The sequence below is a fragment of the Pseudomonas sp. GD04158 genome, assembly GCF_029834875.1.
GTDB classification, from domain to species: Bacteria; Pseudomonadota; Gammaproteobacteria; order Pseudomonadales; family Pseudomonadaceae; genus Aquipseudomonas; species Aquipseudomonas hydrolytica.
Genome location: NZ_JAODYT010000001.1, coordinates 104,228 through 130,646, shown reverse-complemented (window position 1 = coordinate 130,646; position 26,419 = coordinate 104,228). Strand labels below are relative to the sequence as shown.

At 64.6% G+C, this 26,419-nt stretch carries 22 protein-coding genes; 16 read left to right on the top strand and 6 right to left on the bottom strand.

The window, feature by feature from the left end; all coding sequences use genetic code 11:
* Positions 1-95: 95 nt before the first annotated feature.
* The 3 genes from N7333_RS00670 (at position 96) to clpB (ending at position 4,142) form a co-directional block, all read left to right on the top strand.
* Complete coding sequence (locus tag N7333_RS00670) at positions 96-581, top strand: glutathione peroxidase (RefSeq protein WP_003240508.1); 486 nt, start codon at positions 96-98, stop codon at positions 579-581.
* Between the two features lie 129 nt (positions 582-710).
* Entirely contained in the window at positions 711-1,448 is a 738-nt protein-coding gene (locus tag N7333_RS00665; protein WP_129482934.1) for a nitroreductase family protein, read from the top strand.
* Between the two features lie 129 nt (positions 1,449-1,577).
* Positions 1,578-4,142: an ATP-dependent chaperone ClpB gene (gene clpB, locus N7333_RS00660; RefSeq protein WP_129482933.1), complete on the top strand. Its 2,565-nt coding sequence runs from the start codon at positions 1,578-1,580 to the stop codon at positions 4,140-4,142.
* Between the two features lie 159 nt (positions 4,143-4,301).
* On the opposite strand, the gene dld is transcribed toward clpB, so the two are convergent.
* The 3 genes from dld to N7333_RS00645 all read right to left on the bottom strand — a co-directional run bounded on the left by dld (position 4,302) and on the right by N7333_RS00645 (position 8,951).
* Positions 4,302-6,020 carry a D-lactate dehydrogenase gene (dld, locus tag N7333_RS00655; protein ID WP_129482932.1) on the bottom strand — a complete coding sequence of 573 codons (1,719 nt, stop codon included), beginning with the start codon at positions 6,018-6,020 and terminating at the stop codon, positions 4,302-4,304.
* A gap of 4 nt (positions 6,021-6,024) precedes the next feature.
* Entirely contained in the window at positions 6,025-7,164 is a 1,140-nt protein-coding gene (gene lldD, locus N7333_RS00650) for an FMN-dependent L-lactate dehydrogenase LldD (protein ID WP_003240516.1), read from the bottom strand.
* A gap of 92 nt (positions 7,165-7,256) precedes the next feature.
* The gene (locus tag N7333_RS00645) at positions 7,257-8,951 is read right to left on the bottom strand and encodes an L-lactate permease (protein ID WP_129482931.1); all 1,695 of its coding nucleotides are present in this window, start codon (positions 8,949-8,951) and stop codon (positions 7,257-7,259) included.
* A 297-nt stretch (positions 8,952-9,248) separates the two neighbouring features.
* On the opposite strand from N7333_RS00645, the gene N7333_RS00640 reads away from it, so the two are divergent.
* Positions 9,249-10,022 carry an FCD domain-containing protein gene (locus N7333_RS00640; RefSeq protein ID WP_003240520.1) on the top strand — a complete coding sequence of 258 codons (774 nt, stop codon included), beginning with the start codon at positions 9,249-9,251 and terminating at the stop codon, positions 10,020-10,022.
* Between the two features lie 400 nt (positions 10,023-10,422).
* Here the strand turns inward: N7333_RS00640 and smpB are convergent, their stop codons facing one another.
* Positions 10,423-10,905, bottom strand: a complete 483-nt coding sequence (gene smpB / locus N7333_RS00635) for an SsrA-binding protein SmpB (protein WP_003240522.1) — start codon at positions 10,903-10,905, stop codon at positions 10,423-10,425.
* 127 nt (positions 10,906-11,032) lie between these two features.
* On the opposite strand from smpB, the gene N7333_RS00630 reads away from it, so the two are divergent.
* Genes N7333_RS00630 through N7333_RS00620 form a run of 3 tightly spaced genes read left to right on the top strand, consistent with a single transcriptional unit; the run spans position 11,033 to position 13,183 of the window.
* Complete coding sequence (locus tag N7333_RS00630; RefSeq protein WP_096825649.1) at positions 11,033-12,436, top strand: sodium-dependent transporter; 1,404 nt, start codon at positions 11,033-11,035, stop codon at positions 12,434-12,436.
* Positions 12,436-12,870, top strand: coding sequence for a type II toxin-antitoxin system RatA family toxin (locus tag N7333_RS00625; RefSeq protein ID WP_003240525.1), 435 nt, complete (start codon positions 12,436-12,438; stop codon positions 12,868-12,870). Before N7333_RS00630 ends, N7333_RS00625 begins: the two co-directional genes overlap by 1 nt.
* Complete coding sequence (locus tag N7333_RS00620) at positions 12,863-13,183, top strand: RnfH family protein (protein WP_096825650.1); 321 nt, start codon at positions 12,863-12,865, stop codon at positions 13,181-13,183. Before N7333_RS00625 ends, N7333_RS00620 begins: the two co-directional genes overlap by 8 nt.
* A gap of 78 nt (positions 13,184-13,261) precedes the next feature.
* On the opposite strand, the gene N7333_RS00615 is transcribed toward N7333_RS00620, so the two are convergent.
* On the bottom strand, positions 13,262-13,780 hold the full coding sequence (locus N7333_RS00615; protein WP_003240528.1) for an outer membrane protein assembly factor BamE: 519 nt from the start codon (positions 13,778-13,780) through the stop codon (positions 13,262-13,264).
* A 94-nt stretch (positions 13,781-13,874) separates the two neighbouring features.
* On the opposite strand from N7333_RS00615, the gene fur reads away from it, so the two are divergent.
* Entirely contained in the window at positions 13,875-14,279 is a 405-nt protein-coding gene (gene fur / locus N7333_RS00610; protein WP_003240531.1) for a ferric iron uptake transcriptional regulator, read from the top strand.
* Positions 14,280-14,382: 103 nt separating this feature from the next.
* Here fur and recN read toward each other — a convergent pair whose 3' ends face one another.
* Entirely contained in the window at positions 14,383-16,059 is a 1,677-nt protein-coding gene (recN, locus tag N7333_RS00605) for a DNA repair protein RecN (protein WP_129482930.1), read from the bottom strand.
* Between the two features lie 157 nt (positions 16,060-16,216).
* Between recN and grpE the strand changes: the two genes are divergently transcribed.
* The 8 genes from grpE (at position 16,217) to N7333_RS00565 (ending at position 26,399) form a co-directional block, all read left to right on the top strand.
* Complete coding sequence (gene grpE, locus N7333_RS00600) at positions 16,217-16,786, top strand: nucleotide exchange factor GrpE (protein WP_003240535.1); 570 nt, start codon at positions 16,217-16,219, stop codon at positions 16,784-16,786.
* Between the two features lie 99 nt (positions 16,787-16,885).
* Positions 16,886-18,799, top strand: coding sequence for a molecular chaperone DnaK (gene dnaK, locus N7333_RS00595; RefSeq protein ID WP_129482929.1), 1,914 nt, complete (start codon positions 16,886-16,888; stop codon positions 18,797-18,799).
* A gap of 135 nt (positions 18,800-18,934) precedes the next feature.
* Positions 18,935-20,062: a molecular chaperone DnaJ gene (gene dnaJ / locus N7333_RS00590; RefSeq protein ID WP_003240538.1), complete on the top strand. Its 1,128-nt coding sequence runs from the start codon at positions 18,935-18,937 to the stop codon at positions 20,060-20,062.
* Positions 20,063-20,109: 47 nt separating this feature from the next.
* Positions 20,110-20,913 carry a 4-hydroxy-tetrahydrodipicolinate reductase gene (gene dapB, locus N7333_RS00585; RefSeq protein ID WP_003240540.1) on the top strand — a complete coding sequence of 268 codons (804 nt, stop codon included), beginning with the start codon at positions 20,110-20,112 and terminating at the stop codon, positions 20,911-20,913.
* Between the two features lie 188 nt (positions 20,914-21,101).
* On the top strand, positions 21,102-22,250 hold the full coding sequence (gene carA / locus N7333_RS00580) for a glutamine-hydrolyzing carbamoyl-phosphate synthase small subunit (protein ID WP_279858060.1): 1,149 nt from the start codon (positions 21,102-21,104) through the stop codon (positions 22,248-22,250).
* A gap of 36 nt (positions 22,251-22,286) precedes the next feature.
* A complete protein-coding gene (gene carB, locus N7333_RS00575; protein ID WP_129482927.1) occupies positions 22,287-25,508 on the top strand; it encodes a carbamoyl-phosphate synthase large subunit in 3,222 nt (1,073 codons plus the stop codon).
* The gene (gene greA / locus N7333_RS00570) at positions 25,505-25,981 is read left to right on the top strand and encodes a transcription elongation factor GreA (protein ID WP_012019582.1); all 477 of its coding nucleotides are present in this window, start codon (positions 25,505-25,507) and stop codon (positions 25,979-25,981) included. The genes carB and greA overlap by 4 nt, the downstream gene beginning before the upstream one ends.
* The gene (locus N7333_RS00565; RefSeq protein ID WP_049767410.1) at positions 25,959-26,399 is read left to right on the top strand and encodes a hypothetical protein; all 441 of its coding nucleotides are present in this window, start codon (positions 25,959-25,961) and stop codon (positions 26,397-26,399) included. Before greA ends, N7333_RS00565 begins: the two co-directional genes overlap by 23 nt.
* The last annotated feature ends 20 nt before the right edge of the window (positions 26,400-26,419 follow it).

Genomic DNA, 26,419 nt, shown 5'->3' with positions numbered 1-26,419 from the left:
GCCTTTTTCTTGTATGCCGGCGTGCCTGTCGGCAGCCGCTTCGATGGTTTTCAGGGCCCACGCCCGCTGCACTGAATTCGCTGAGGAAGTTCGTCATGAGTGCCTTTCACGATCTCAATCTCCGTGCCCTGGATGGCCAGGAACTGCCGCTGGCACCCTACAAGGGCCAGGTGGTGCTGGTGGTCAACGTCGCCTCCAAATGCGGCCTGACGCCTCAGTACGCCGGGCTGGAGAAGCTCTACCAGCAGTACAAGGGCAACGGTTTCACCGTGCTCGGTGTGCCCTGCAACCAGTTCGCCGGGCAGGAGCCAGGCAGCGAGGACGAGATTCGCGAATTCTGCAGCCTCAATTACGGCGTGACCTTCCCACTGGGCAGCAAGCTGGAGGTCAACGGCCCCGCTCGCCACCCGCTGTATCGCCTGCTGGCCGGTGAGGGCGCCGAGTTTCCCGGCGACATCACCTGGAATTTCGAGAAGTTCCTGGTCGGCCAGGACGGGCGCGTGCTGGCGCGCTTCTCGCCGCGCACCACGCCGGACGATCCGGCGCTGATCCAGGCCATCGAGAAGGCGCTGGGTCTGTAGCGCCTTCGCGCTAGGGGCCGAGGGCTGCAAGCGCGACTGATCGGCCAATCTCTCGGCCATTTCCTCACGCGGCCTTGTTCGCCCGGTCGTCCGCTTGCTTAATCGGACGACTTGCCGAGGACTGCGCCCATGACCAGTTTTTCCAACGAGCCACTTCCCGCCATGGCTTCACCGGCCGAACTGCGCGCGCTGATCGAAAGCCGCCGCGCGGTGCGCCGTTTCACCCCCGAACCGGTGCCGGACGCGGTGATTCGCGATTGCCTGGAGCTGGCCGTGCTGGCGCCGAACTCCTGCAACCTGCAGCCCTGGAGCTTTCAGGTGATCCGCGATGCGGCGCTGCTGGCGCAGCTGCACCCGGTGTGCATGAGCCAGAACGCCGCACGGGCGCCCCTGATCATCGCCGTGCTGGCGCGGCCCGACACCTGGCGCCAGGCCTGTCGCAACGTCATCGATTACTGGCCGGAAGCCGAGGTGCCGGCGCGCATCCGCCGCTTCTACAGCAAGACCGCGCCGTTCCAGTACAACCAGGGGCCGCTGGGGCTGCTGGGGCTGTTCAAGCGGCAGCTGGTGCGCCTGGTGGGGCTGCGCAAGCCGCTGATGCGCAAGCCCAACAGCAAGGCCGACATGCGCCTGTGGGCGGTGAAGTCCACCGCGCTGGCGGCGCAGAATCTGATGCTGGCCTTCCAGAGTCATGGCTATGCCACCTGTCCGATGGAAGGCTTCGATGAGGTGCGCCTGCGCCGCGTGCTGGACATTCCGCGCCAGGCCATCCCCATCATGCTGCTGGCCGTCGGGCGGCAGGGCGAGAAGGGCGTGTACAACCCGCGCCTGCGTTTTCCGCTGGAGCAGCAGGTCACCTGGCTGTAAGCAGGTTTGACCTGGATCAAATGGCCTCGTCTTGAATACGGCGTAATCGTCCTTATCTAGTCTTCATCTCGGCGGGTTTCGTTTTTCGGGGATGTTGTCCCGGCCCGCCATTCTGGAGGAAGGACATTTATGCGTATCGATCGTTTGACCAGCAAGCTGCAGCTTGCACTCTCCGACGCCCAATCCCTGGCCGTGGGCATGGACCACGCCGCCATCGAACCGCTGCACCTGATGCAGGCGCTGCTGGAGCAGCAGGGCGGCTCGATCAAGCCGCTGCTGATGCAGGTGGGCTTCGACATCAATAGTCTGCGTCAAGCTCTGACCCGCGAGCTGGATCAGCTCGGCAAGCTGCAGAACCCCACCGGCGACATCAACCTGTCGCAGGATCTGGCGCGCCTGCTCAACCAGGCCGACCGCCTGTCACAGCAGAAGGGCGACCAGTTCATTTCCAGCGAGCTGGTGCTGCTCGCCGCCATGGACGAGAACACCAAGCTGGGCAAGCTTCTGCTGGGCCAGGGCGTGTCGAAGAAGGCCCTGGAAAATGCCATCGCCAACCTGCGCGGCGGCCAGGCGGTGAATGATCCCAACGTCGAGGAGTCGCGCCAGGCGCTGGACAAGTACACCGTCGACCTGACCAAGCGCGCCGAGGAGGGCAAGCTCGACCCGGTGATCGGTCGTGACGACGAGATCCGCCGCACCATCCAGGTGCTGCAGCGCCGCACCAAGAACAACCCGGTACTGATCGGCGAACCCGGTGTGGGCAAGACCGCCATCGCCGAAGGCCTGGCCCAGCGCATCATCAACGGTGAAGTGCCCGATGGCCTCAAGGACAAGCGCCTGCTGTCGCTGGACATGGGCTCGCTGATCGCCGGCGCCAAGTTCCGCGGCGAGTTCGAGGAGCGCCTGAAGGCCGTGCTGAACGAGCTCAGCAAGCAGGAAGGGCGCATCATCCTGTTCATCGACGAGCTGCACACCATGGTCGGCGCCGGCAAGGCCGAGGGCGCCATGGATGCCGGCAACATGCTCAAGCCGGCTCTGGCCCGTGGCGAGCTGCACTGCGTCGGCGCCACCACGCTGGACGAGTACCGCCAGTTCATCGAGAAGGATGCCGCGCTGGAGCGCCGCTTCCAGAAAGTGCTGGTGGACGAGCCGAGCGAGGAGGACACCATCGCCATCCTGCGCGGCCTCAAGGAGCGCTACGAGGTGCACCACGGCGTGACCATCACCGACGGTGCGATCATCGCCGCGGCCAAGCTCAGCCATCGCTACATCACCGACCGCCAGCTGCCGGACAAGGCCATCGACCTGATCGACGAGGCCGCCAGCCGCATCCGCATGGAGATCGACTCCAAGCCGGAGGAGCTGGACCGCCTGGATCGCCGCCTGATCCAGCTGAAGATCGAACGCGAGGCACTGAAGAAGGAAGACGACGAGGCGACCAAGAAGCGCCTGGTCAAGCTGGAAGAAGACATCGCCAAGCTGGAGAAGGAATACGCCGACCTGGAGGAAATCTGGAAGTCGGAGAAGGCCGAGGTTCAGGGTTCGGCGCAGATTCAGCAACGCATCGAACAGGCCAAGACCGAGCTGGAAGCCGCGCGGCGCAAGGGCGACCTCAACCGCATGGCCGAGCTGCAGTACGGGGTGATCCCGGATCTGGAGCGCAGCCTGCAGATGGTCGACCAGCACGGCAAGAGCGAGAACCAGCTGCTGCGCAACAAGGTCACCGACGAGGAGATCGCCGAGGTCGTGTCCAAGTGGACCGGCATTCCGGTAAGCAAGATGCTCGAAGGCGAGCGCGAGAAACTCTTGAAGATGGAAGGCCTGCTGCACCAGCGGGTGATCGGCCAGGACGAAGCGGTGGTGGCCGTGGCCAACGCCGTGCGCCGCTCCCGTGCCGGATTGGCTGATCCGAACCGGCCGAGCGGCTCGTTCCTCTTCCTCGGCCCGACCGGGGTGGGCAAGACCGAGCTGTGCAAGGCGCTGGCCGAGTTCCTCTTCGACACCGAGGAAGCGCTGGTGCGCATCGACATGTCCGAGTTCATGGAGAAGCACAGCGTCGCGCGTCTGATCGGTGCGCCGCCCGGCTATGTCGGCTACGAAGAGGGCGGTTACCTGACCGAGGCGGTGCGCCGCAAACCCTACTCGGTGGTGCTGATGGACGAGGTGGAGAAGGCCCACCCGGATGTGTTCAACGTGCTGCTGCAGGTGCTGGAAGACGGTCGCCTGACCGACAGCCATGGCCGCACCGTGGATTTCAAGAACACCGTGATCGTGATGACTTCCAACCTCGGCTCGGCGCAGATCCAGGAGCTGGTCGGCGACAAGGAAGCGCAGCGCGCGGCGGTGATGGACGCGGTGAGCAGCCACTTCCGTCCCGAGTTCATCAACCGTATCGACGAGGTGGTGGTGTTCGAGCCGCTGGGCCGCGAGCAGATCGCCGGCATCGCCGAGATCCAGCTCAAACGTCTGCGTGGTCGCCTGGCCGAGCGCGAGCTGAGCCTGGAGCTGACGCCGGAGGCGCTGGACAAGCTGATCGCCGTCGGTTACGACCCGGTGTACGGCGCGCGCCCGCTCAAGCGCGCGATCCAGCGCTGGATCGAGAACCCGCTGGCGCAGCAGATTCTCGCCGGCGACTTCGCCCCGGGCGCGGTGGTGCATGCCAAGGTGGACGGCGAGGAGATCGTCTTCGCCTGATCGCTTGCCGCGTCAACACAAAGTCCCGCCAAATCGGCGGGCCTTTGCTTTTGTAGCCCGGATGAAATCCGGGGAGTCGGCGTCAGGTGTTCCCGGATTGCATCCGGGCTACGGTGCTTACGCCCCGCAAGCGGGAGAGGGGAGACAAAACCGTAGCCCTCAGCAGCAACCACCCCAATGCTTCTTCTTCGAGGTATGGCCGATGCCGGGGTTGAAGGTGTTGGTCGGGTCCAGTTCGCGGTAGAAACCGGCCAGCGCCGGCTTGGCCACGTACAGGTGGCCGACGTTGTGCTCGGCCGGGTACTCGGCGCGGCGTGCATCCAGCAACTTCCACATGCGGTGCTCCATCTCGATCGGGTCGATGCCCTTCCTGACGATGTAGTCCTGGTGGAACACGTGGCAGAAGAAGTGCCCGTAGTAGAGCTTGTGGATGATCTGCTCTTCCATTTCCTGCGGCAGCGTCTCGACCCAATCGCGGTCGTTGCGGCGCAGGGCGATGTCCAGGGCGAGGATGTCCTCGACGCTGCTGCGGTGTGCCTCACGGTAGCGGATCGCGGCGCCGGCGATGGCGAAGCGGTGCAGGAAGGCCTTGCGCCCTTCCTCGGCGTCGCACTCGAAGTAGGCGCCGCTGGCGCTGCCGGTGAAGTACTTGATGAGGAAGGCGCGGGTCTGCTCCAGGGTGTCGTTGGACACCCGCACCAGCAGGTGATGCTCGAAGCGCTCACGGTACTCGCGCATGCGCGCCGGCAGGTGGCTGGGCAGCAGGTTCATCAGCGCCTGGATCACCCGGTCGGTCACCCCGCGCAGGCCGAAGCGCTCGAAGAAGCCGTCGACCCGGCTCTTCATGGCGAAGGCGGCCGGTACCCTGGCGGTGCCGAATTTGTCGATCACCAGGAAGGTGTCCTTGCCGTATTTTTCGCCGATGTCGAAGGCGGTGCGGTGGATGTACTCGCCGGCAATGGGCAGGCGCGGCAGCTTGGCCAGCAGGTGGCGGCGCACTTCGGTAAGGTCGTGCGGGTCGTTGCTGCCGATGTAGAACACCGTGCTCGGCTCCTTCGGGAAGGTATCCAGGCGCACGGCGAACAGGCACAGCTTGCCGGCCGAGCCGGAGGCTTCGAACAGACGCGACGGGTCGGCGTTGAAACGCGCCGGGGTGTCGGCATCGACATCGCGCACGTGCTCGCCGTAGCGCGCGTCGGAAGCCTTGGCGTGTTCTTCGTTGCGCACCTGCTGCGCCGTGTAGTCGCCGTTCTGCAGGCGGGTGAGGATTTCCTCGGGGCTGTCGCCCAGGTCGATCCCCAGGTGGTTGACCAGCTCCAGCGAGCCGTCATCCTTCACCTGCGCGTACAGCGCCAGTTCGGTGTAGGCCGGGCCGCGGCGCACCAGGGCGCCGCCGGAGTTGTTGCAGATGCCGCCGAGCACCGAGGCGCCGATGCAGGACGAGCCGATCACCGAGTGCGGCTCGCGGTTCAGCGGCGCCAGGGCCTGCTCCAGGCGATCCAGGGTGGCGCCGGGCAGGCAGACCACCTGCTGGCCATCGTTGATCAGTTGCACGCCGGTGATGCGCAGGGTGCTGATCAGCACGATCTCGCGGTCGTAGTCATCGCCATCGGGGGTGGAGCCACCGGTCAGGCCGGTATTGGCCGCCTGCATGATGACGATACGGTCGGCCGCCACCGCCGCCTGCAGGACGCGCCACTGCTCCAGCAGCGAGCCGGGGCGCACCACCGCCAGGACATTGCCCTCACCGGTGCGGTGGCCCTTGCGAAAACGCCGCGTGGCCTGCTCGTCGATCAGCACATGGCTGTCGCCGACGATCTGGCGCATCTGCGCCAGCAGGGTGTCTCGGGATACGGTGGTGGCGACTGCAGCGGTCATCGGCTCAACGCTCCTTTACCAGCAGGTCCGAGGTGATCTCGGCGATGGACTTGGCGCCGGTCAGCACCATGGCCACGCGCATTTCCTTCTCGATCAGGTCCAGCAGGTTGCTCACACCGGCCTGACCGGCGACCGCCAGCGCGTAGATGAAGGCGCGGCCGAGCAGCACGGTGTCGGCACCGAGGGCGAGCATGCGCACCACGTCCAGGCCGGTACGGATGCCGGAGTCGGCAAGGATCTTCAGCTCGCCCTTGACCGCATCGGCGATGGCCGGCAGGGCGCGGGCGCTGGACAGCACGCCGTCGAGCTGACGGCCGCCGTGGTTGGAAACGATGATGCCGTCGGCGCCGAAGGTCACCGCGTCGCGGGCGTCTTCGGGGTCGAGGATGCCCTTGATCACCATCGGGCCGTCCCAGAAGTCGCGGATCCACTCCAGATCCTTCCAGGAGATCGACGGGTCGAAGTTGGCGCCCAGCCAGCCGATGTAGTCGGCCAGGCCGGTGGGATTGCCGCGGTAGGCGGAGATATTGCCCAGATCGTGCGGCTTGCCCATCACCCCGACATCCCAGGCCCACTGCGGGTGGGTCATGGCCTGCAGCACGCGGCGCAGCGGCCCGTTCGGACCGCTCATGCCCGAATGGGCATCGCGGTAGCGCGCACCCGGCACGGGCATGTCCACGGTGAACACCAGGGTCGAGCAGCCGGCGGCCTTGGCGCGCTCCAGGGCGTTCCTCATGAAGCCGCGGTCCTTCAGCACATAGAGTTGGAACCACATTGGCCGGTCGATGGCCGGCGCCACTTCCTCGATCGGGCACACCGATACCGTGGACAGGGTGAAGGGAATGCCCTTGGCCGCTGCCGCCTTGGCCGCCTGCACCTCGCCACGGCGGGCGTACATGCCGGTCAGGCCCACGGGCGCCAGGCCCACCGGCATGGACATCTTCTCGCCGAACAGCTCGGTGGACAGATCCAGCTCGGACATGTTCTTCAGCACGCGCTGGCGCAGTTCGATGTTCGACAGGTCGGCGACGTTGCGGCGCAGGGTGTGCTCGGCATAGGCACCGCCATCGGCGTAGTGGAACAGGAAGGGCGGCAGCTTGCGCTCGGCGGCGGCGCGATAGTCGGTGGAGGCAGAAATGATCATGAGCTCATCCTGTTGCTGAAAAGGGGAAGCGTAGCCTGACGGCAGTAGCCCCGGCATGGCCGGGGCGTTTCAAGGCGCTTGGGGCTATTCGATCAGCCGGCTACCAGCGGATCGCTGACCCCCAGCACGTAGATCGCCAGCATCGCGATGCTGCCGGTGAACAGCACGTAGTACAGCGTCGGCCAGATGGTCTTGCGCAATGTGCTGCCTTCGCGACCGAGCAGGCCGACGGTGGCCGACGCGGCGACCACGTTGTGGATCGCCACCATGTTGCCGGCTGCGGCGCCGATGGCCTGCACGGCGACGATCAGCGCGCCGGAGATACCCAGGCTGCTGGCCACGCCGAACTGGAACTGGCTGAACATCATGTTGCTCACCGTGTTGGAGCCGGCGATAAAGGCGCCCAGGGCGCCGATGCTCGGTGCCAGCAGCGGATAGATGCCGCCGACGCTGTCGGCCACCCAGCGCGCCATCAGGATCGGCATGCTGGCCAGCTCGGCGCCGTTGACACCGGAGTTGATCAGGATGCGCACCATCGGCACGGTGAACAGCAGCACGAAGCCGGCGCTGAGCAGCACGCTGGACGATTCCTTCACCGCCTTGCTCAGCTCACGCACCTTCATGCCGTGCAGGAAGAAGGTGGCCAGAACCACGGCGACCAGAATGCCACCCGGCAGGTAGAGCGGTTGGAAGTTGGCGCTGATGCCGGTTTCGCCAAGCAGGTCGGGGAAGTTCACCACCACCGCCTTGAGCGCGTTGCCCACTTCCGGGAACACACGGCTGATCACCAGCAGGGCGCCGACCAGCACATAGGGCAGCCAGGCGCGCAGGGCACTCATCGGCTTGGCGGTCAGCTCGTCCAGCTTCATCTCGACGGTGCCCAGCCACTCGCTCGGCCACTTGTCGGCCGGGGCGAAGTCCCAGGTCTTCTTCGGTACCAGGAAGCCGAAGCGGGCGGCGCTGGTGACGATGGCCAGGCCGATCAGACCGCCCAGCAGCGAGGGGAATTCCGGGCCGAGGAACACGCCGGTGGCGGCGTAGGGCAGGACGAAGGCCAGGCCGGCGAAGAGGGCGAACGGCAGCACTTCCAGACAGGCTTTCCAGCTTTTCTCCTGACCGAAGAAACGCGTCAGCATCATCGCCATCACCAGCGGCATGACCACGCCGACAGTGGCGTGGATGATCGCCACCTGGCTGGTGATCAGCTGCAGGAACTGCGCCCAGGACGAACCCTGTTCCACCAGGTGTGCGCCGATGGTGGCGGTGTCCAGACCGGTGTTGATGCCGACGATGATCGGCGTGCCGACCGCGCCGAAGGACACCGGCGTGCTCTGCACCAGCATGCCCATCAGCACGGCGGCCATGGCCGGGAAGCCGATGGCTACCAGCAGCGGTGCGGCGATGGCCGCTGGCGTGCCGAAGCCCGAGGCGCCCTCGATGAAGCAGCCGAACAGCCAGGCGATGATGATCGCCTGGATGCGGCGGTCAGGGCTGATGGTGGTGAAGCCGGCGCGGATCGCGGTGATGCCGCCGGAGTGCTTGAGGGTGTTGAGCAGCAGGATGGCGCCGAAGATGATCCACAGCAGACCCAGGGTGATCAGCAGGCCCTGCAGGGTCGAGGCCAGCACGCGGTTGAGGGTCATGTCCCAGGCGAACAGACCGACGGCGGCGGTGACCAGGTACACCAGCGGCATGGCGCGCTTGGCCGGCCAGCGCAGACCGATCAGCAACACGGCTGCCAGCAGGATGGGAGAGAACGCCAGCAGGGCGAGAATTCCGTTGGACATTGGGGCTACTCCGTGGCGAGGCGCACACGGCGCGCGAGGGAGAATGCGGTATCCGGCAGACGTACAACGCTATGGGGTGTCATGGCATGACCTCGACGTCGTTCTTGTTCTTGAAGTGGGTTAATTGGTAATACCAATTTACAAAGGTGCGGGCTCAGGTTAAAAGTCGCTCAATGCCCTGTCAAATCGTCGCGCTAAGACTTTCGTCGTAGAATGCCGTCTTGTCCGCCGCTGACCAGCGCTATAGGCTGGCGGCACAAGGCTTTACGTCTGGTCAAACCAATGGAGAAGTTCGGGATGGAAGTAGGGTTGGTGCGGCAGCGCCGCTTGTCGGACGATATCGTCGCGCAACTGGAAACCATGATTCTCGAAGGCACGCTGCGTGCCGGCGAGAGGCTGCCCGCCGAACGTGCCCTGGCCGAACAGTTCGGGGTTTCACGCCCTTCGCTGCGCGAGGCGATCCAGAAGCTGGTGGCCAAGGGGCTGCTGGTGAGCCGCCAGGGCGGCGGCAACTACGTCGCCGAAGCCCTCGGCTCGACCTTCAGTGATCCACTGCTGCAGCTGCTGGAGAACAAGGAAGATGCCCAGCGCGACCTGCTCGAGTTCCGTCACACCCTGGAAGGTTCGTGCGCCTACTACGCAGCGCGGCGTGCCACGGACATCGATCGGCAGCGCCTGACCGAAGCCTTCGAGGCCCTGCAGGATTGCTATGCCCGGGCGGGCAAGGTGACGCGGGCCGAGGAGGGCGCCGCCGATGCGCGTTTCCATCTGGCGATCGCCGAGGCCAGCCACAACGCCGTGCTGCTGCACACCATCCGCGGCCTGTTCGATCTGCTCAAGCGCAACGTGGTGACCAACATCGGCGGCATGTACGCCCAGCGCGAGGAAACGCGCGACATGCTGATCAGCCAGCACCGCGCGCTCTACGAAGCGATTGTCGAAGGTCGCGCCGAAGACGCGCGGGACCTGTCCAACCAGCACATCGACTACGTGCAGGAAGTGCTCTCGGAAGTGCAGCTGGAGGCGCGGCGGGTGGAGCGGGCGCAGCGGCGCGGAGCGGTCAGACCCTAGGTACGCAGTGCGCACCGCTGCTGGCCTGCGTTGCGCTAAGCCGGTTGTGACGCGAAGGGAGATTGGTGCGCATGGCGCACCCTACGGGAAGCAGCGGTCGGGCTGTAGGGTGCGCCGCGCGCACCGCTGCTGGTCTTTGTTGTGCTAATCCGGTTGTGAGCGAAGGAATATTGGTGCGCATGGCGCACCCTACGGGAAGCGGCGGCCGGGCCGTAGGGTGCGCCGTGCGCACCGCTGCTGGCCTGCGTTGTGTTAATCCGATTGTGATGCGAAGGGAGATTGGTGCGCATGGCGCACCCTACGGGAGGCAGCGGCCTGGCCGTAGGGTGCGCCGTGCGCACCGCTCCGTCCTTCGTCTCGGCCTTTTCCCAAGGTTCGCAGCTGAGGCTGGCCGCTGCGCTCAGTCGTCCTTGCCCTTGCTGCGCATGGCGCGCTGGACTTCGCGGTTGGCGTCGCGTTCCTTCTCGACGTGACGCTTGTCGAAGTCCTTCTTGCCCTTGGCCAGGGCGATCTCGCATTTCACCAGGTGCTGCTTCCAGTACAGTGACAGGGCCACGCAGGTGTAGCCCTTCTGCTGTACGGCGCCGAACAGCTTGTCCAGCTCGCGTTTGTGCAGCAGCAGCTTGCGGGTGCGGATGGGGTCGGCGATGACGTGGGTGCTGGCGGTTTTCAGCGGCGTGATATGCGCGCCCATCAGCCAGGCCTCGTCGTCCTTGAGCAGCACGTAGCTGTCCACCAGCTGCGCCTTGCCGGCGCGCAGGCTCTTGACTTCCCAGCCGGCCAGGGCGACGCCCGCCTCGAACTTCTGTTCGACGAAGTAATCGTGCAGCGCCTTCTTGTTCAGCGCGATGGTGCCTTGAGGATGTTTCTTTTGCTTAGCCATAGGGCGCGCATTATAGGGAGTCGCCCGCGCCTGCGCCATGGGGCTTTACCGCGCCAAACTTGAGCCCATGTCGCTAATCTCCGACAATGCGCGATCTTTTTTCCCGCAGTATGGGGTGTGGGCCGCAATGGCGAGCGACAAAGTTTCGATTCATGGTGCCTGGGCCAGCCGCTGGGTGTTCATTCTGGCGGCCACCGGCTCGGCGGTCGGCCTGGGCAATATCTGGAAGTTTCCCTACATGACCGGCGTCTACGGCGGTGGTGCGTTCGTGGTCATGTATCTGTTCTGCATCGCGCTGGTCGGCGTGCCGATCATGCTGGCGGAAACCCTGATCGGTCGTCGCGGCCGGCAGAGCCCGGTCAACGCGATGAAGAGCCTGGCGGCCGAGGCCGGGGCGTCCAGGCACTGGTCGCTGGCGGCGCTGATCGGCATGGTCGCGGCGCTGTTGATCCTGTCCTTCTACAGCGTGGTGGCGGGCTGGTCGCTCGATTACATCCTCGGTATGGGGCGCGGCGATTTCACCGGCATCAGTGGCGATGGTGCCGGCGCGGCGTTCGGCGGGCTGACCTCCGATCCTTGGCGACTGACCCTGTGGCACAGCCTGTTCATGCTGGTCACTGCCTTCGTCATCGCCAAGGGTGTAGTGGCCGGTCTGGAGCGCAGCCTGCGCATCATGATGCCGCTGCTGTTCGTGCTGCTGCTGGTACTGCTGGGCTACAGCTTCACCACCGGGCATTTCCGCGAAGGCTTCGATTTCCTCTTCCATTTCGATCCGAGCAAGGTTCAGGACGGCATTCTCGCCGCCATGGGTCATGCCTTCTTCACCCTGAGCGTCGGCGTCGGCTCGATCATGGTCTACGGCGCCTACATGCCGAAGAAGGCCTCGATCGGCGCCACCGTGCTCACTGTTGGCCTGCTCGATACCCTGGTGGCGCTGACCGCGGGGCTGGCCCTGTTCCCCATCGTCTTCGCCGCGGGGCTTGAGCCGGGCGGTGGTCCGGGGCTGATGTTCGTCACCCTGCCGATCGCGTTCGGCAATATCGCCTTCGGTCAGGTCATGGGGCTGATCTTCTTCGTGCTGGTGGCCGTAGCCGCCTGGAGCTCGTCGATCTCCATGCTGGAGCCGGCCGTGGCCTACTTCGTCGAGAAGACCGGGCGCAGCCGGGCCAAGGTAACTGCCGCGCTGGCGCTGGTGTGCTGGCTGCTGGGCATGGGGACGGTGCTGTCGTTCAATCTGTGGGCCGAGGCCAAGTTCTTCGTCTTCGCCGATGATGGTTTCCACCTGTTGCAGTGGGGCGCCGAGGGCGGCAAGACCTTCTTCGACAGCATCGACTACCTCACCAGCCGCATTCTGCTGCCACTGGGTGGCCTGTCCTTCGCGCTGTTCGCCGGTTGGGTGCTGAGCCGCGACGCGGTGCGCGAAGAGCTGGCGATCAGAAGCCCGCTGCTGTTCAATCTGGCCCTCTGGCTGATTCGCGTCGTGGCGCCTATCGGCGTGCTGATCGTGTTCATCGCGGAGCTGAGCAAGTAATGACCACTCGAATCCAGCGTTCGGCGTTGTTGCCCTATCCGGCGCAGGCGCTGTTTGATCTCGTCAACGACGTGGCCCGTTACCCCGAGTTCCTGCCCTGGTGCAGCAGCAGTCAGGTTCTGGAAGTGAGCGAGAGCCATATGCTGGCCAGCCTCGAGGTGGCCAAGGGCGGGCTCAGCCAGCGCTTCGTCACGCGCAATGCGCTGCAGCCCGGCGAGCGCATCGAGATGAACCTGCAGGAGGGACCTTTCACCCGCCTGCATGGCGTCTGGGAGTTCAAGGCGCTGGGCGACAAGGCCTGCAAGATCAGCCTGGACCTGACCTTCGACTACGCCGGGCCGCTGGTGCGCGCCACGCTCGGCCCCCTGTTCAATCAGGCAGCCAACACCATGGTCGATGCCTTCTGCCAGCGAGCCAAGCAACTGCATGGATAATCCCAACATCGCCATAGAGGTGGTCTACGCCCTGGCCGACAGGCAGAAGCTGCTGCGCCTTTCCGTACCGGTTGGCACCACGGTGCGCGAGGCGGCGCTGCGTTCGGGCATGCAGCAGTTCTTTCCCGAACTGGACCTGCATCACGCGCCCTTGGGCATCTTCGGCAAGGCGGTCGCCAAGCCCGAGGAGCGGGTGCTCGAGGAGGGCGAGCGGGTCGAGATCTACCGACCCTTGATCGCGGATCCCAAGGAGGTGCGCAAGCAGCGTGCAGCCAAGGCCAAAGCCAGGGAAGAGGGCGAAGAGCCGGCCTGATGGGGTTGTCGTCTCTACTGGAGCGATCGCCAGATGCAAAAAAGCCCGGAAGATTCCGGGCTTTTTCGTGTCCGCGTGTTACTGCGGATCGGTGTCCAGCGGCTCTGGCGTGGGGACCGGAACGGTTTCCACCTGGTCCACTTCGCGCTGGATCTGCTCCAGCAACGAGCCGGGCGCCGGCGGCGTTTCGCTCTGCGGTCTGGCTTGCGGCTGCGCGCTGCTGGTGTCGCTGCCTTCGCCCATGATGGCCTGATCGCGGCTGACGCCGGGCATGAAGTCGCCGGCCAGGCCGACCAGTTGATCGTTGCCGTCGAACACCAGGCTGACGCGTTCCTGCAGGCGCTGGGTGCCGCCGGGTTGCATGCTGTATAGGTAGTCCCAGCGGTCGGCGTGGAAGGTGTCGGTGATCAGCGGGTTGCCCATGATAAACCGCACTTGGCGTCGGGTCATTCCCGGGCGCAGCTGGTCTATCATGTCCTGTGTCACGACATTGCCCTGTTGAATGTCGATCTTGTAAACCCCGGGGAATGAACAACCGGCGAGTGCGAAGAGCCCGGTCAGCGACAGGCTGGTCAGCAAGAGCTTGGTTTTTTGCATCGGAGGGTGACTTCCACTATCTTGGGCAACTTGAACCCCGGATCATACCCGTATTGAAGGATGCTGCGAAGCAGCATCCATGAGAAAGCAGACCATGGTTGAAAATAACGAACTGCGCAAAGCTGGACTGAAGGTGACCTTGCCACGGGTCAAAATCCTGCAGATGCTGGACAACGCCGAGCACCGCCACATGAGTGCGGAAGACGTCTACAAGGCACTGATGGAAGCCGGTGAAGACGTCGGTCTGGCGACCGTGTACCGCGTGTTGACCCAGTTCGAGGCTGCTGGTCTGGTGGTGCGTCACAACTTCGATGGCGGCCATGCGGTGTTCGAACTGGCCGACAGTGGCCACCACGATCACATGGTCTGTGTCGATTCCGGCGAAGTGATCGAGTTCTTCGACGCCGAGATCGAGAAGCGCCAGAAGGAAATCGTCAAGGAGCACGGTTTCGAGCTGGTCGATCACAACCTGGTGCTGTACGTGCGCAAGAAGAGCTGATGCTTCTGCGGCAATGAGAAAGGCGACCCTAGGGTCGCCTTTTTTGCTTTGGCCTCGCCCGGCTGCAAGCCGGGGCTTGCGGATTGCGGCCGGCTGCGTCGTTTCAGGCCGCCTGGGCGTTGGTGACCATCTTGCGGGCATGCGCCAGGGATTCTTCGGTCAGGTCGACGCCGCCGAGCATGCGTGCGATCTCCTCGACGCGGCCGGTCTCATCCAGCTTGCTCACGGCAGTGGAAGTGGCGTCGACGCCGCGGCGCTTGTGCACGAACAGATGCTGATGGCCCTGCGCGGCGACCTGCGGCAGGTGGGTGACGCACAGCACTTGGCCGCGTTCGCCCAGGCGGCGCAGCAGCTGGCCGACCACTTCGGCGGTGGGGCCGCCAATGCCGACGTCCACCTCGTCGAATACCAGGGTCGGCACGCGCGAGGTCTGCGCGGTGATCACCTGAATCGCCAGGCTGATGCGTGACAGCTCGCCACCCGAGGCGACCTTGGCCAGGCCGCGCAGCGGCTGACCGGGGTTGGCGCTGACCAGGAACTCCACGGCCTCCAGGCCATTGGCATGCGGCTCTTCGCTGTTGATTGCCTGCAGCTGGATGCTGAAACGCCCGCCCGGCATGCCCAGCGCCTGCATTTCCTGCTCCACGGCGGCGGCCAGGCGCTCGGCGGCACTGCTGCGCAGGGCGCTGAGCTCGGCGGCCTTTTCCTGATAATGACGTTCATAGGCGGCCAGTTCTTCGCTCAGGCGTTCGCCGGCCTGGTCGTCGGCGTTGAGGTTTTCCAGCTCCTCGAACAGCTGCTGCTGCAGGGCGGCCAGTTCGCCGGGCTGGATGCGGTGCTTGCGCGCCAGGGTGTAGATGCTGTCCAGGCGTTCTTCGAGAAATTGCTGGCGCTGCGGGTCCGCATCGAAGTGATCGACGAAGCGGTTCAGTTCGCCCACGGCTTCCTCGACCTGGATCTGTGCGCTGGCCAGCAGGTTGCTCGCTTCCGCCAGCGCGCCGCCCTGGCCGCCGAAAGCGCCGAGGCGGTTGAGGCTGGCGGTGAGTGCCGACAGCACGTTGCCGGCATCGCTCTCGCTGCACAGCTCCAGCACCTGGCGGCAGGCGCCGAGTAGTGCCTCGGCATTGCTCAGGGCCTTGTGCTCCTGTTCCAGCTGTTCCAGTTCGTTTTCGCCGAGAGCAAGGTTCTCCAGTTCTTCGAGCTGGTAGCTGAGCAACTGATGACGGGCGCGCTGCTCGTCGCCCTGGCTCGAGATGCGCTCCAGCTCGTTGCGCGTCTGTTTCCAGCGCTGTGCGGCCAGCTGCACCTGGCGCGCCAGTTCCTGGCTGCCGGCGTACTCGTCGAGCAGGCGGCGGTGGGTGTCGGTCTTGAGCAGCGATTGGTGTTCGTGCTGGCTGTGGATATCGATGATCAGCTCGCCGAGGGCCTTGAGGTCGGCCTGCGGGCAGGGGCTGCCATTGATATAGCCGCGCGAGCGGCCTTCGGCGGTGATCACCCGGCGCAGGATGCACGGGCCGTCGCTGTCCAGGTCGCGCTCGGCGAGCCAGGCACGCGCTTCGGGGATGTCCGCCAGGTCGAAGCTGGCGAGAATGTCCGCCTTGTCTGCACCGGGGCGTACCACGCCGCTGTCGGCGCGATCGCCCAGGCACAGACCGAGGGCGTCGAGCATGATCGACTTGCCCGCGCCGGTCTCGCCGCTGATGGCGCTCATGCCGCCGTCCAGTTCGAGGTCGAGGTGGTCGACGATGGCGTAGTTGTGAATGGACAGGTGCACCAGCATGGCGAACGCTCCCGAATTGATGTCTGGTTATTTATACAGTGTTTTTTCTTTTCCTGGCAATCCTCGCTATCGCCCCTTGAAAGCTGTGGAATTGGCTCCATATAGGCGGCAGGTGCGCGGGCTTGACTCGCGCCGATTCAATCGAGAGGAGGAAGGCATGGCTGACGAACAGAACCTGGATACGCAGAACCCCGAAGCGCAGGCGGCCGAGAATGCCGCGCCGAGCGACGACCTGGCGGCTCGCGTGCAGGCCCTGGAAGAGCAGCTGGCTGCGGCGCAGGATCAGTCGCTGCGCATGGCGGCCGAGCTGCAGAACGTACGTCGTCGCGCCGAGCAGGATGTGGAGAAGGCGCACAAGTTCGCACTGGAGAAGTTCGCCAACGATCTGCTGCCGGTCGTCGATAGCCTGGAGCGCGGCCTGGAGCTGTCGAGCCCGGACGACGAGGCGATCAAGGGCGTGCGCGAGGGCATGCAACTGACCCTCAAGCTGTTCATCGACACCCTGGCGCGTCATCAGCTCGAGGCGGTCGAGCCGCATGGCGAGCCGTTCAACCCGGAGCACCATCAGGCCATGGCGATGGAAGAAAGCACCCACGTCGAGCCGAACTCGGTGCTCAAGGTGTTCCAGAAGGGTTATCTGCTCAACGGTCGTCTGCTGCGCCCGGCCATGGTCGTGGTCAGCAAGGCGCCGACCACGCCGCCGCCGTCCATCGACGAGCAGGCTTGAAATTTTCGGGGGCGACCCCATTTTTCAGTCAAGCGTTTTAGTGCTGCCGGCGCCTGAGAAACGAGGCGCCGGAAAAATCAAAGTTTCGGGAGAATTTTCATGGGCAAAATCATCGGTATCGACCTGGGGACCACCAACTCCTGCGTCTCCATTCTGGAAAACGGCAACGTCAAGGTGCTGGAGAACGCCGAAGGCGCTCGCACCACGCCGTCCATCATCGCTTACGCCAACGATGGCGAAATCCTGGTTGGTCAGTCGGCCAAGCGTCAGGCCGTCACCAACCCGCACAACACCCTGTACGCGGTTAAGCGTCTGATCGGTCGTCGTTTCGACGAAGACGTCGTGCAGAAAGACATCCAGATGGTGCCGTACAAGATCGTCAAGGCGGACAACAACGACGCCTGGGTCGAAGTGAACGGCCAGAAGATGGCGCCACCGCAGATCAGCGCCGAAGTGCTGAAGAAGATGAAGAAGACCGCCGAGGACTACCTGGGCGAGCCGGTGACCGAAGCGGTGATCACCGTGCCGGCCTACTTCAACGACAGCCAGCGTCAGGCCACCAAGGATGCCGGTCGCATCGCCGGTCTCGACGTCAAGCGCATCATCAACGAGCCGACCGCGGCGGCGCTGGCCTATGGCATGGACAAGGCCAAGGGCGACCACACCGTGATCGTCTACGACCTGGGTGGCGGTACCTTCGACGTGTCGGTGATCGAGATCGCCGAAGTCGACGGCGAGCACCAGTTCGAAGTGCTGGCCACCAACGGTGACACCTTCCTCGGTGGTGAAGACTTCGACATTCGCCTGATCGATTACCTCGTCGACGAATTCAAGAAAGAAACCGGCATGAACCTCAAGGGCGACCCGCTGGCCATGCAGCGCCTGAAGGAAGCTGCCGAGAAGGCCAAGATCGAGCTATCCTCGAGCCAGCAGACCGACGTCAACCTGCCGTACATCACTGCAGACGCCACCGGTCCGAAGCACCTGAACGTGAAGATCTCCCGTTCCAAGCTCGAGTCGCTGGTCGAGGACCTGGTGCAGCGCACCATCGAGCCGTGCCGTATCGCGCTGAAGGACGCCGGTATCGACGTCAGCAAGATCGACGACGTGATCCTGGTCGGCGGCCAGACCCGTATGCCGCTGGTGCAGAAGACCGTTGCCGAGTTCTTTGGCAAGGAGCCGCGCAAGGACGTCAACCCGGACGAAGCCGTGGCCATGGGCGCTGCCATTCAGGGCGCGGTACTGGCTGGTGACGTCAAGGACGTGCTGCTGCTGGACGTCTCCCCGCTGACCCTGGGTATCGAAACCATGGGCGGCGTGATGACCGCACTGATCGAAAAGAACACCACCATCCCGACCAAGAAGTCGCAGGTGTTCTCCACTGCCGACGACAACCAGAGCGCCGTGACCATTCACGTGCTGCAGGGCGAGCGTAAGCAGGCTGCGCAGAACAAGTCCCTCGGCAAGTTCGACCTGGCCGAGATTCCGCCGGCTCCGCGTGGCGTGCCGCAGATCGAGGTGACCTTCGATATCGACGCCAACGGCATCCTGCACGTGTCCGCCAAGGACAAGGCCACCGGCAAGCAGCAGTCCATCGTGATCAAGGCCAACTCCGGTCTGTCCGAGGAAGAGATCCAGCAGATGGTGCGTGATGCCGAGGCCAACGCCGAGGAAGACCGCAAGTTCGAGGAGCTGGCCACCGCGCGCAACCAGGGCGATCAGCTGGTGCATGCCACCCGCAAGATGCTCACCGAAGCGGGCGACAAGGCCACTGCCGACGAGAAGGCGGCCATCGAGAAGGCCATCGGCGAGCTGGAAGTGGCCGTGAAGGGGGACGACAAGACCGCCATCGAGGCCAAGATGAACGCACTGTCCGAAGCCACCACGCCGCTGGCGCAGAAGATGTATGCCGAGCAGCCGCAGGGCGCCGCTCAGCCGGGCGCGGAAGAGCCGAAGGACGCTGCCGACGACGTGGTCGACGCTGAGTTCGAAGAGGTCAAGGAGAACAAGTAAGGGACGCGGCCCGGCAAGCGGGCCGCCTCTTCTTTACGCTCCACCGTCGCTCGCGACGGGCAGGATTCGCCGCGCGGGAGCCTTCTCCCGCGTCGGCGTATCTGGAGCTCACGAATCTGAGAGTGCAGCACAACTATGGCAAAACGTGACTATTACGAGGTACTGGGGGTCGAGCGCGGCGCCAGCGAAGCCGAATTGAAGAAGGCTTATCGGCGTTTGGCGATGAAGTACCACCCGGACCGCAACCCGGATGACAAGGGCGCCGAAGAGAAATTCAAGGAGGCCAACGAGGCCTACGAAGTGCTCTCCGACGCCGGCAAGCGTTCGGCCTACGACCAGTACGGCCATGCCGGCGTCGACCCGCAGATGGGCGGCGGCGGTGGCGCCGGTTTCGGCGGTGCCAACTTCTCCGACATCTTCGGCGACGTGTTCAGCGACTTCTTCGGCGGTGGCCGCGGTGGCTCGCGCGGCGGCGCCCAGCGCGGCTCGGATCTGCGCTACACCCTGGAGCTGGACCTGGAAGAAGCGGTGCGCGGCACCACCGTGACCATTCGCGTGCCGACCCTGGTCGGCTGCAAGACCTGCGATGGTACCGGCGCCAAGAAGGGCACCAGCCCGGTCACCTGTACCACCTGTGGTGGTATCGGTCAGGTGCGCATGCAGCAGGGCTTCTTCTCCGTGCAGCAGACCTGCCCGCGCTGCCACGGCAGCGGCAAGATGATCACCGACCCCTGCGGCAGCTGCCACGGTCAGGGGCGCGTGGAAGAGAGCAAGACCCTGTCGGTCAAGGTGCCGCCGGGCGTCGATACCGGTGACCGCATTCGCCTGTCCGGCGAGGGCGAGGCCGGTACGCATGGCGGTCCGGCTGGTGACCTCTACGTGGTGGTCAACGTCCGTGAGCATGCGATCTTCCAGCGTGACGGCAAGCACCTGTACTGCGAAGTGCCGATCAGCTTCGCCGATGCGGCGCTGGGCGGCGAGCTGGAAGTGCCGACCCTCGATGGCCGGGTCAAGCTGAAGATCCCCGAAGGCACCCAGACCGGCAAGCTGTTCCGTCTGCGCGGCAAGGGCGTGGCCCCGGTGCGCGGCGGCGCGGCGGGCGATCTGATGTGCCGGGTCGCGGTGGAAACGCCGGTCAACCTGAACAAGCGTCAGCGCGAGCTGCTCGATGAGTTCCGCAAGTCGCTGCAGGGCGATGACTCCCACTCGCCCAAGGCCAGTGGCTGGTTCGAGGGCGTCAAGCGCTTCTTCGGCGACGTTTAACCCCAAAGCGCCCCGGCAATGCCGGGGCGACGGCTTGGAGCTGATGTATGCAACGTATTGCAGTGATGGGCGCCGCCGGGCGCATGGGCAAGACCCTGATCGAGGCCGTGAGTCAGGCCGAGGGCGCAACGCTCAGCGCGGCCATCGATCGCGCCGACAGCAGCCTGATCGGTGCCGATGCCGGTGAGTTGGTCGGCCTGGGCAAGATCGGCGTGACCCTGGCGGGTGATCTGGCGGCGGTGGTCGATGATTTCGACGTGCTGATCGATTTCACCCACCCGTCGGTAACGCTGAAGAACCTGGAGGTCTGCCGTCAGGCCGGCAAGGCCATGGTGATCGGCACCACCGGCTTTACCGTGGAAGAGAAGCAGCAGCTGAGCGAAGCGGCCAAGCAGATCCCGATCGTCTTCGCCGCCAACTTCAGCGTCGGCGTCAACCTGTGCCTGAAGCTGCTGGATACCGCCGCCCGCGTGCTGGGCGATGACGTGGATATCGAGATAATCGAAGCGCATCACCGGCACAAGGTCGATGCGCCGTCCGGCACGGCGCTGCGCATGGGTGAAGTGGTCGCCGATGCGCTGGGGCGTGATCTGCAGAAGGTCGCCGTGTATGGCCGCGAAGGTCAGACCGGGGCGCGCGAGCGCGAGACCATCGGTTTCGCCACCGTGCGTGCCGGCGACGTGGTAGGGGATCACACCGTGCTGTTCGCCGCCGACGGCGAGCGTGTGGAGATCACCCACAAGGCTTCCAGCCGCATGACCTTTGCCAAGGGCGCGGTGCGTTCGGCGCTGTGGCTGCAGCAGCGTTCGCCTGCCCTGTACGACATGCAGGACGTGCTGGGGCTGCGCTGACGCGAATGTGTGACTGGGCGTCTTATCGGGTGGACCGAAAAAGGGTTTTCCTGTAAGCTTCCTGTTTTAGTGTGTCCACTAAAGTTACGCAGAATGGCTCAAATAAAAAAGCGGGATGACCTTCACACGTCATCCCGCTTTTTTACAACCTGCGTTTGCTTCAAGCCTTGATCGAGACGGAGGTCTTCTTGACTAAGCCAGCCCCCAAACCTGCCATTTTGGCCCTTGCTGACGGCAGCATTTTTCGCGGCGATTCCATCGGGGCCGATGGCCAGACGATCGGAGAGGTGGTGTTCAACACCGCCATGACCGGCTATCAGGAAATCCTTACCGATCCGTCCTATGCCCAGCAGATCGTCACCCTGACTTACCCGCACATCGGCAACACCGGTACCACCCCGGAAGATGCCGAGTCCAATCGCGTCTGGGCTGCTGGCCTGATCATTCGCGACCTGCCGCTGACCTCCAGCAACTGGCGCGACAAGCAACCGCTGGACGAGTACCTGAAAGCGAACGGCACCGTCGCCATCGCCGGTATCGATACCCGCCGCCTGACCCGCATCCTGCGCGAGAAAGGCTCGCAGAACGGCTGCATCCTGGTCGGTGACGACGCCACCGAAGAGAAAGCGCTGGAACTGGCGCGCAGTTTCCCGGGCCTCAAGGGTATGGACCTGGCCAAGGAAGTCACCTGCGACAAGTCTTACGAGTGGCGCTCCAGCGTGTGGAACCTGGAAAGCGACAGCCATCCGGAGATCGCCGCTGCCGACCTGCCGTATCACGTGGTTGCCTATGACTACGGCGTGAAGCTGAACATCCTGCGCATGCTGGTCGCCCGTGGCTGCCGCCTGACCGTGGTACCGGCGCAGACGCCGGCCAGCGAAGTGCTGGCCCTGAATCCCGATGGCGTGTTCCTCTCCAACGGCCCTGGCGACCCCGAGCCGTGCGACTATGCGATCAAGGCGATCAAGGAAATTCTGGAAACCGAGATTCCGGTGTTCGGCATCTGCCTCGGCCACCAGCTGCTGGCCCTGGCCTCCGGCGCCAGGACCCTGAAGATGGGCCACGGCCACCACGGCGCCAACCACCCGGTGCAGGACCTGGATACCGGCGTGGTGATGATCACCAGCCAGAACCACGGTTTCGCCGTGGATGAAGGCAGCCTGCCGAGCAACCTGCGGCCGATCCACAAGTCGCTGTTCGACGGCACCCTGCAGGGTATCGAGCTCACCGACAAGGACGCCTTCAGCTTCCAGGGCCACCCGGAGGCGAGCCCCGGCCCGCACGACGTGGCCCCGCTGTTCGACCGCTTCATCGAAGCCATGGCCAAGCGCCGCTAAGCCCCGCCGACTGACCCAAGGATTCGAGTAACCGCTATGCCAAAACGTACAGACATCAAAAGCATCCTGATCCTCGGCGCCGGCCCCATCGTCATCGGCCAGGCCTGCGAGTTCGACTACTCCGGCGCCCAGGCGTGCAAGGCGCTGAAGGAAGAAGGTTTCCGCGTCATCCTGGTGAACTCCAACCCGGCCACCATCATGACCGACCCGGCCATGGCCGACGCCACCTACATCGAGCCGATCAAGTGGGCCACCGTGGCCAAGATCATCGAGAAGGAGCGTCCGGACGCGCTGCTGCCGACCATGGGCGGCCAGACCGCGCTGAACTGCGCCCTGGACCTGGAGCGCCACGGCGTGCTGGAAAAGTTCGGCGTCGAGATGATCGGTGCCAACGCCGACACCATCGACAAGGCCGAAGACCGCTCGCGCTTCGACAAGGCCATGAAGGACATCGGCCTGGCCTGCCCGCGTTCGGGTATCGCCCACAGCATGGAAGAAGCCTACGGCGTGCTGGAGATGGTGGGCTTCCCCTGCATCATCCGCCCCAGCTTCACCATGGGCGGCACCGGCGGCGGCATCGCCTACAACCGTGAAGAATTCGAAGAAATCTGCGCCCGCGGTCTGGACCTGTCGCCGACCAACGAGCTGCTGATCGACGAATCGCTGATCGGCTGGAAGGAATACGAGATGGAGGTGGTCCGTGACAAGAAGGACAACTGCATCATCGTCTGCTCCATCGAGAACTTCGACCCGATGGGCGTACACACCGGCGACTCCATCACCGTGGCCCCGGCGCAGACCCTGACCGACAAGGAATACCAGATCATGCGCAACGCCTCGCTGGCGGTGCTGCGTGAGATCGGCGTGGAAACCGGCGGCTCCAACGTGCAGTTCGGCATCTGCCCGAACACCGGGCGCATGGTGGTGATCGAGATGAACCCGCGCGTGTCGCGCAGCTCGGCACTGGCCTCCAAGGCCACCGGCTTCCCCATCGCCAAGATCGCCGCCAAGCTGGCGGTCGGCTACACCCTCGACGAGCTGTCCAACGACATCACTGGCGGTCGCACCCCGGCGTCGTTCGAGCCGGCCATCGATTACGTGGTAACCAAGGTCCCGCGCTTCGCCTTCGAGAAATTCCCCAAGGCCGATGCCCGCCTGACCACCCAGATGAAGTCCGTGGGTGAAGTCATGGCCATCGGCCGTACCTTCCAGGAGTCGGTGCAGAAGGCCCTGCGCGGTCTGGAAGTCGGCGTTGCCGGCTTCGATCCGAAGCTCGACCTGAACGACCCGGAAGCCGAGAGCACCCTGCGTCGCGAGCTGACCGTGCCCAGCGCCGACCGTATCTGGTACGTGGCCGATGCCTTCCGCGCCGGCAAGAGCGTTGCCGAAGTGTTCGAGCTGACCCGTATCGACGAGTGGTTCCTGGTGCAGATCGAGGATCTGATCAAGGACGAAGCCACCGTGCAGACCCTCGGCCTGTCCGCCATCGACTACGACCTGATGTTCAAGCTCAAGCGCAAGGGCTTCTCCGATGCGCGTCTGGCCAAGCTGCTGGGCGTTTCCGAGAAGAGCCTGCGTGCCCACCGCCACAAGCTGAAAGTGCTGCCGGTGTACAAGCGCGTGGACACCTGCGCCGCCGAATTCGCCACCGACACCGCCTATATGTACTCGACCTACGAGGAAGAGTGCGAGGCCAACGCGTCGAACCGCGAGAAGATCATGATCCTCGGCGGCGGTCCGAACCGTATCGGCCAGGGCATCGAGTTCGACTACTGCTGTGTACACGCCGCACTGGCCATGCGTGAAGACGGTTTCGAGACCATCATGGTCAACTGCAACCCGGAAACCGTCTCCACCGACTACGACACCTCCGACCGCCTGTACTTCGAGCCGGTGACCCTGGAGGACGTGCTGGAAATCGTCCGCGTCGAGCAGCCCAAAGGCGTGATCGTGCAGTACGGCGGCCAGACCCCGCTGAAGATCTGCCGCGCCCTGGAAGAAGCCGGCGTGCCGATCATCGGCACCAGCCCCGAGGCCATCGACCGCGCCGAAGACCGCGAGCGCTTCCAGCAGATGGTGCAGCGCCTGAACCTGCGTCAGCCGGCCAACGCCACTGCGCGCAGCGAAGACGAAGCCCTGGCGCTGTCCAAGGGCATCGGTTACCCGATGGTGGTGCGTCCGTCCTACGTGCTGGGCGGTCGGGCGATGGAAATCGTCTATCAGGAAGAAGAGCTCAAGCGCTACATGCGCGAAGCGGTGAAGGTGTCCAACGACAGCCCGGTACTGCTGGATCGCTTCCTCAACTGCGCCATCGAAGTGGACGTGGACGCGGTCAGCGACGGCGAGACCGTGGTGATCGGTGCGATCATGCAGCATATCGAACAGGCCGGCGTGCACTCCGGTGACTCCGCCTGCTCGCTGCCGCCGTACTCGCTGCCGGCGCACATCCAGGACGAGATTCGCGAGCAGGTCAAGAAGATGGCTCTGGAGCTCGGCGTGGTCGGCCTGATGAACGTGCAGATGGCCGTGCAGGGTGAGGACATCTACGTCATCGAAGTGAACCCGCGCGCCTCGCGTACCGTGCCGTTCGTTTCCAAGTGCGTCGGCGAGTCGCTGGCCAAGGTGGCGGCGCGCGTCATGGCCGGCAAGACCCTGGCCGAAGTCGGCTACACCAAGGAAATCATCCCGCCGTTCTTCAGCGTCAAGGAAGCGGTGTTCCCCTTCGCCAAGTTCCCGGGCGTCGACCCGATCCTCGGCCCGGAGATGAAGTCCACCGGTGAAGTCATGGGCGTCGGCGACAGCTTCGGCGAAGCCTTCGCCAAGGCCCAGCTGGGTGCCAGCGAGATCCTGCCGAATTCCGGTTGCGCCTTCATCAGCGTGCGTGAGGACGACAAGGCCGAGGCCGTTCAGGTCGCACGCGATCTGGTCAGCCTGGGCTTCGAAGTGGTCGCCACTGCCGGTACCGCCAAGGTGATCGAGGCTGCCGGCCTGCCGGTACGCCGCGTGAACAAGGTGACCGAAGGTCGTCCGCACGTGGTCGACATGATCAAGAACGACGAAGTCACCCTGATCATCAATACCACCGAGGGGCGTCAATCCATCGCTGACTCCTACTCGATCCGTCGTAACGCTCTGCAGCACAAGATCTACTGCACCACCACCATCGCGGCGGGTCAGGCGGTCTGTGAGGCGCTCAAGTTCGGTCCCGAGAAGACCGTGCGCCGGCTGCAGGATCTGCATGCAGGAATCAAGGCATGAACAAGTACCCCATGACCGTCCAGGGCGCTCGCGCCCTGGAAGAAGAGCTGGCGCACCTGACCAAGGTGCGTCGTCCCGCACTGAGCCAGGCGATCGCCGAGGCTCGCGAACTGGGCGACCTCAAGGAAAACGCCGAATACCATGCCGCGCGTGAAGAGCAGGGTATGGTCGAGGCGCGCGTGCGTGATATCGAAGGTCGCCTGCAGAATGCGGTGATCATCGATGTCACCAGCATCGAGCACACCGGCAAGGTGATCTTCGGCACCACGGTGGAAATCGCCAACGTCGAGACTGACGAAAGCGTGACCTACCAGATCGTTGGCGAAGACGAAGCCGACATCAAGCAGGGCAAGATCTCCGTCGGTTCGCCCATTGCCCGTGCCCTGGTGGGCAAGAGCGAGGGTGACGTGGTCGGCGTGCAGACCCCCAGTGGCCTGGTCGAGTACGAGATTGTCGAAGTCCGCCACATTTAAGCCGCAACAGCCGTCGCGGGCCGCTGCCGTCAGTTGGCAGCTGGCCCAGACCCTCTGGGTCGGCGGCTTGTGGTTGTTGCAGTTCGTCATTCTGCCTGCCATCGGCCAGACGGGCCTGGCGCCCTTGCTGGTGCAGGAGATAGCCGAGCGCCTGGTGCCGCTGCTGGTCGGCCTGGCGGCAGTCTGCGTTGCGCTGCAGGCCTTCGCCCTGCTGCGAAGCGAGGGGTTGCCGAGTCTGCTGCGGGATATGCGTGGGCAGTTGCTGTTGACCGTTGCGGTCATGGCCCTGAGTTACTTTGTGACGCTGCACTACTGGCCCGAGGCCCAGTACTGGCTACGCTTCAGCTATCTGGTGATGGCTTTCTGCGGGTTGCTGCTGGTGCTGCAGCCTGTGCCAGGCGCGCCACTCAGGCGCTAGCAGCCTGTGCAGGAGCGAGT

Bases quoted from the DNA above. Each gene is read 5' to 3' on its own strand.
- N7333_RS00670 (WP_003240508.1), top strand. From the start codon at position 96: ATGAGTGCCTTTCACGATCTCAATCTCCGTGCCCTGGATGGCCAGGAA.
- N7333_RS00665 (WP_129482934.1), top strand. From the start codon at position 711: ATGACCAGTTTTTCCAACGAGCCACTTCCCGCCATGGCTTCACCGGCC.
- clpB (WP_129482933.1), top strand. From the start codon at position 1,578: ATGCGTATCGATCGTTTGACCAGCAAGCTGCAGCTTGCACTCTCCGAC.
- dld (WP_129482932.1), bottom strand. From the start codon at position 6,020: ATGACCGCTGCAGTCGCCACCACCGTATCCCGAGACACCCTGCTGGCG.
- lldD (WP_003240516.1), bottom strand. From the start codon at position 7,164: ATGATCATTTCTGCCTCCACCGACTATCGCGCCGCCGCCGAGCGCAAG.
- N7333_RS00645 (WP_129482931.1), bottom strand. From the start codon at position 8,951: ATGTCCAACGGAATTCTCGCCCTGCTGGCGTTCTCTCCCATCCTGCTG.
- N7333_RS00640 (WP_003240520.1), top strand. From the start codon at position 9,249: ATGGAAGTAGGGTTGGTGCGGCAGCGCCGCTTGTCGGACGATATCGTC.
- smpB (WP_003240522.1), bottom strand. From the start codon at position 10,905: ATGGCTAAGCAAAAGAAACATCCTCAAGGCACCATCGCGCTGAACAAG.
- N7333_RS00630 (WP_096825649.1), top strand. From the start codon at position 11,033: ATGGCGAGCGACAAAGTTTCGATTCATGGTGCCTGGGCCAGCCGCTGG.
- N7333_RS00625 (WP_003240525.1), top strand. From the start codon at position 12,436: ATGACCACTCGAATCCAGCGTTCGGCGTTGTTGCCCTATCCGGCGCAG.
- N7333_RS00620 (WP_096825650.1), top strand. From the start codon at position 12,863: ATGGATAATCCCAACATCGCCATAGAGGTGGTCTACGCCCTGGCCGAC.
- N7333_RS00615 (WP_003240528.1), bottom strand. From the start codon at position 13,780: ATGCAAAAAACCAAGCTCTTGCTGACCAGCCTGTCGCTGACCGGGCTC.
- fur (WP_003240531.1), top strand. From the start codon at position 13,875: ATGGTTGAAAATAACGAACTGCGCAAAGCTGGACTGAAGGTGACCTTG.
- recN (WP_129482930.1), bottom strand. From the start codon at position 16,059: ATGCTGGTGCACCTGTCCATTCACAACTACGCCATCGTCGACCACCTC.
- grpE (WP_003240535.1), top strand. From the start codon at position 16,217: ATGGCTGACGAACAGAACCTGGATACGCAGAACCCCGAAGCGCAGGCG.
- dnaK (WP_129482929.1), top strand. From the start codon at position 16,886: ATGGGCAAAATCATCGGTATCGACCTGGGGACCACCAACTCCTGCGTC.
- dnaJ (WP_003240538.1), top strand. From the start codon at position 18,935: ATGGCAAAACGTGACTATTACGAGGTACTGGGGGTCGAGCGCGGCGCC.
- dapB (WP_003240540.1), top strand. From the start codon at position 20,110: ATGCAACGTATTGCAGTGATGGGCGCCGCCGGGCGCATGGGCAAGACC.
- carB (WP_129482927.1), top strand. From the start codon at position 22,287: ATGCCAAAACGTACAGACATCAAAAGCATCCTGATCCTCGGCGCCGGC.
- greA (WP_012019582.1), top strand. From the start codon at position 25,505: ATGAACAAGTACCCCATGACCGTCCAGGGCGCTCGCGCCCTGGAAGAA.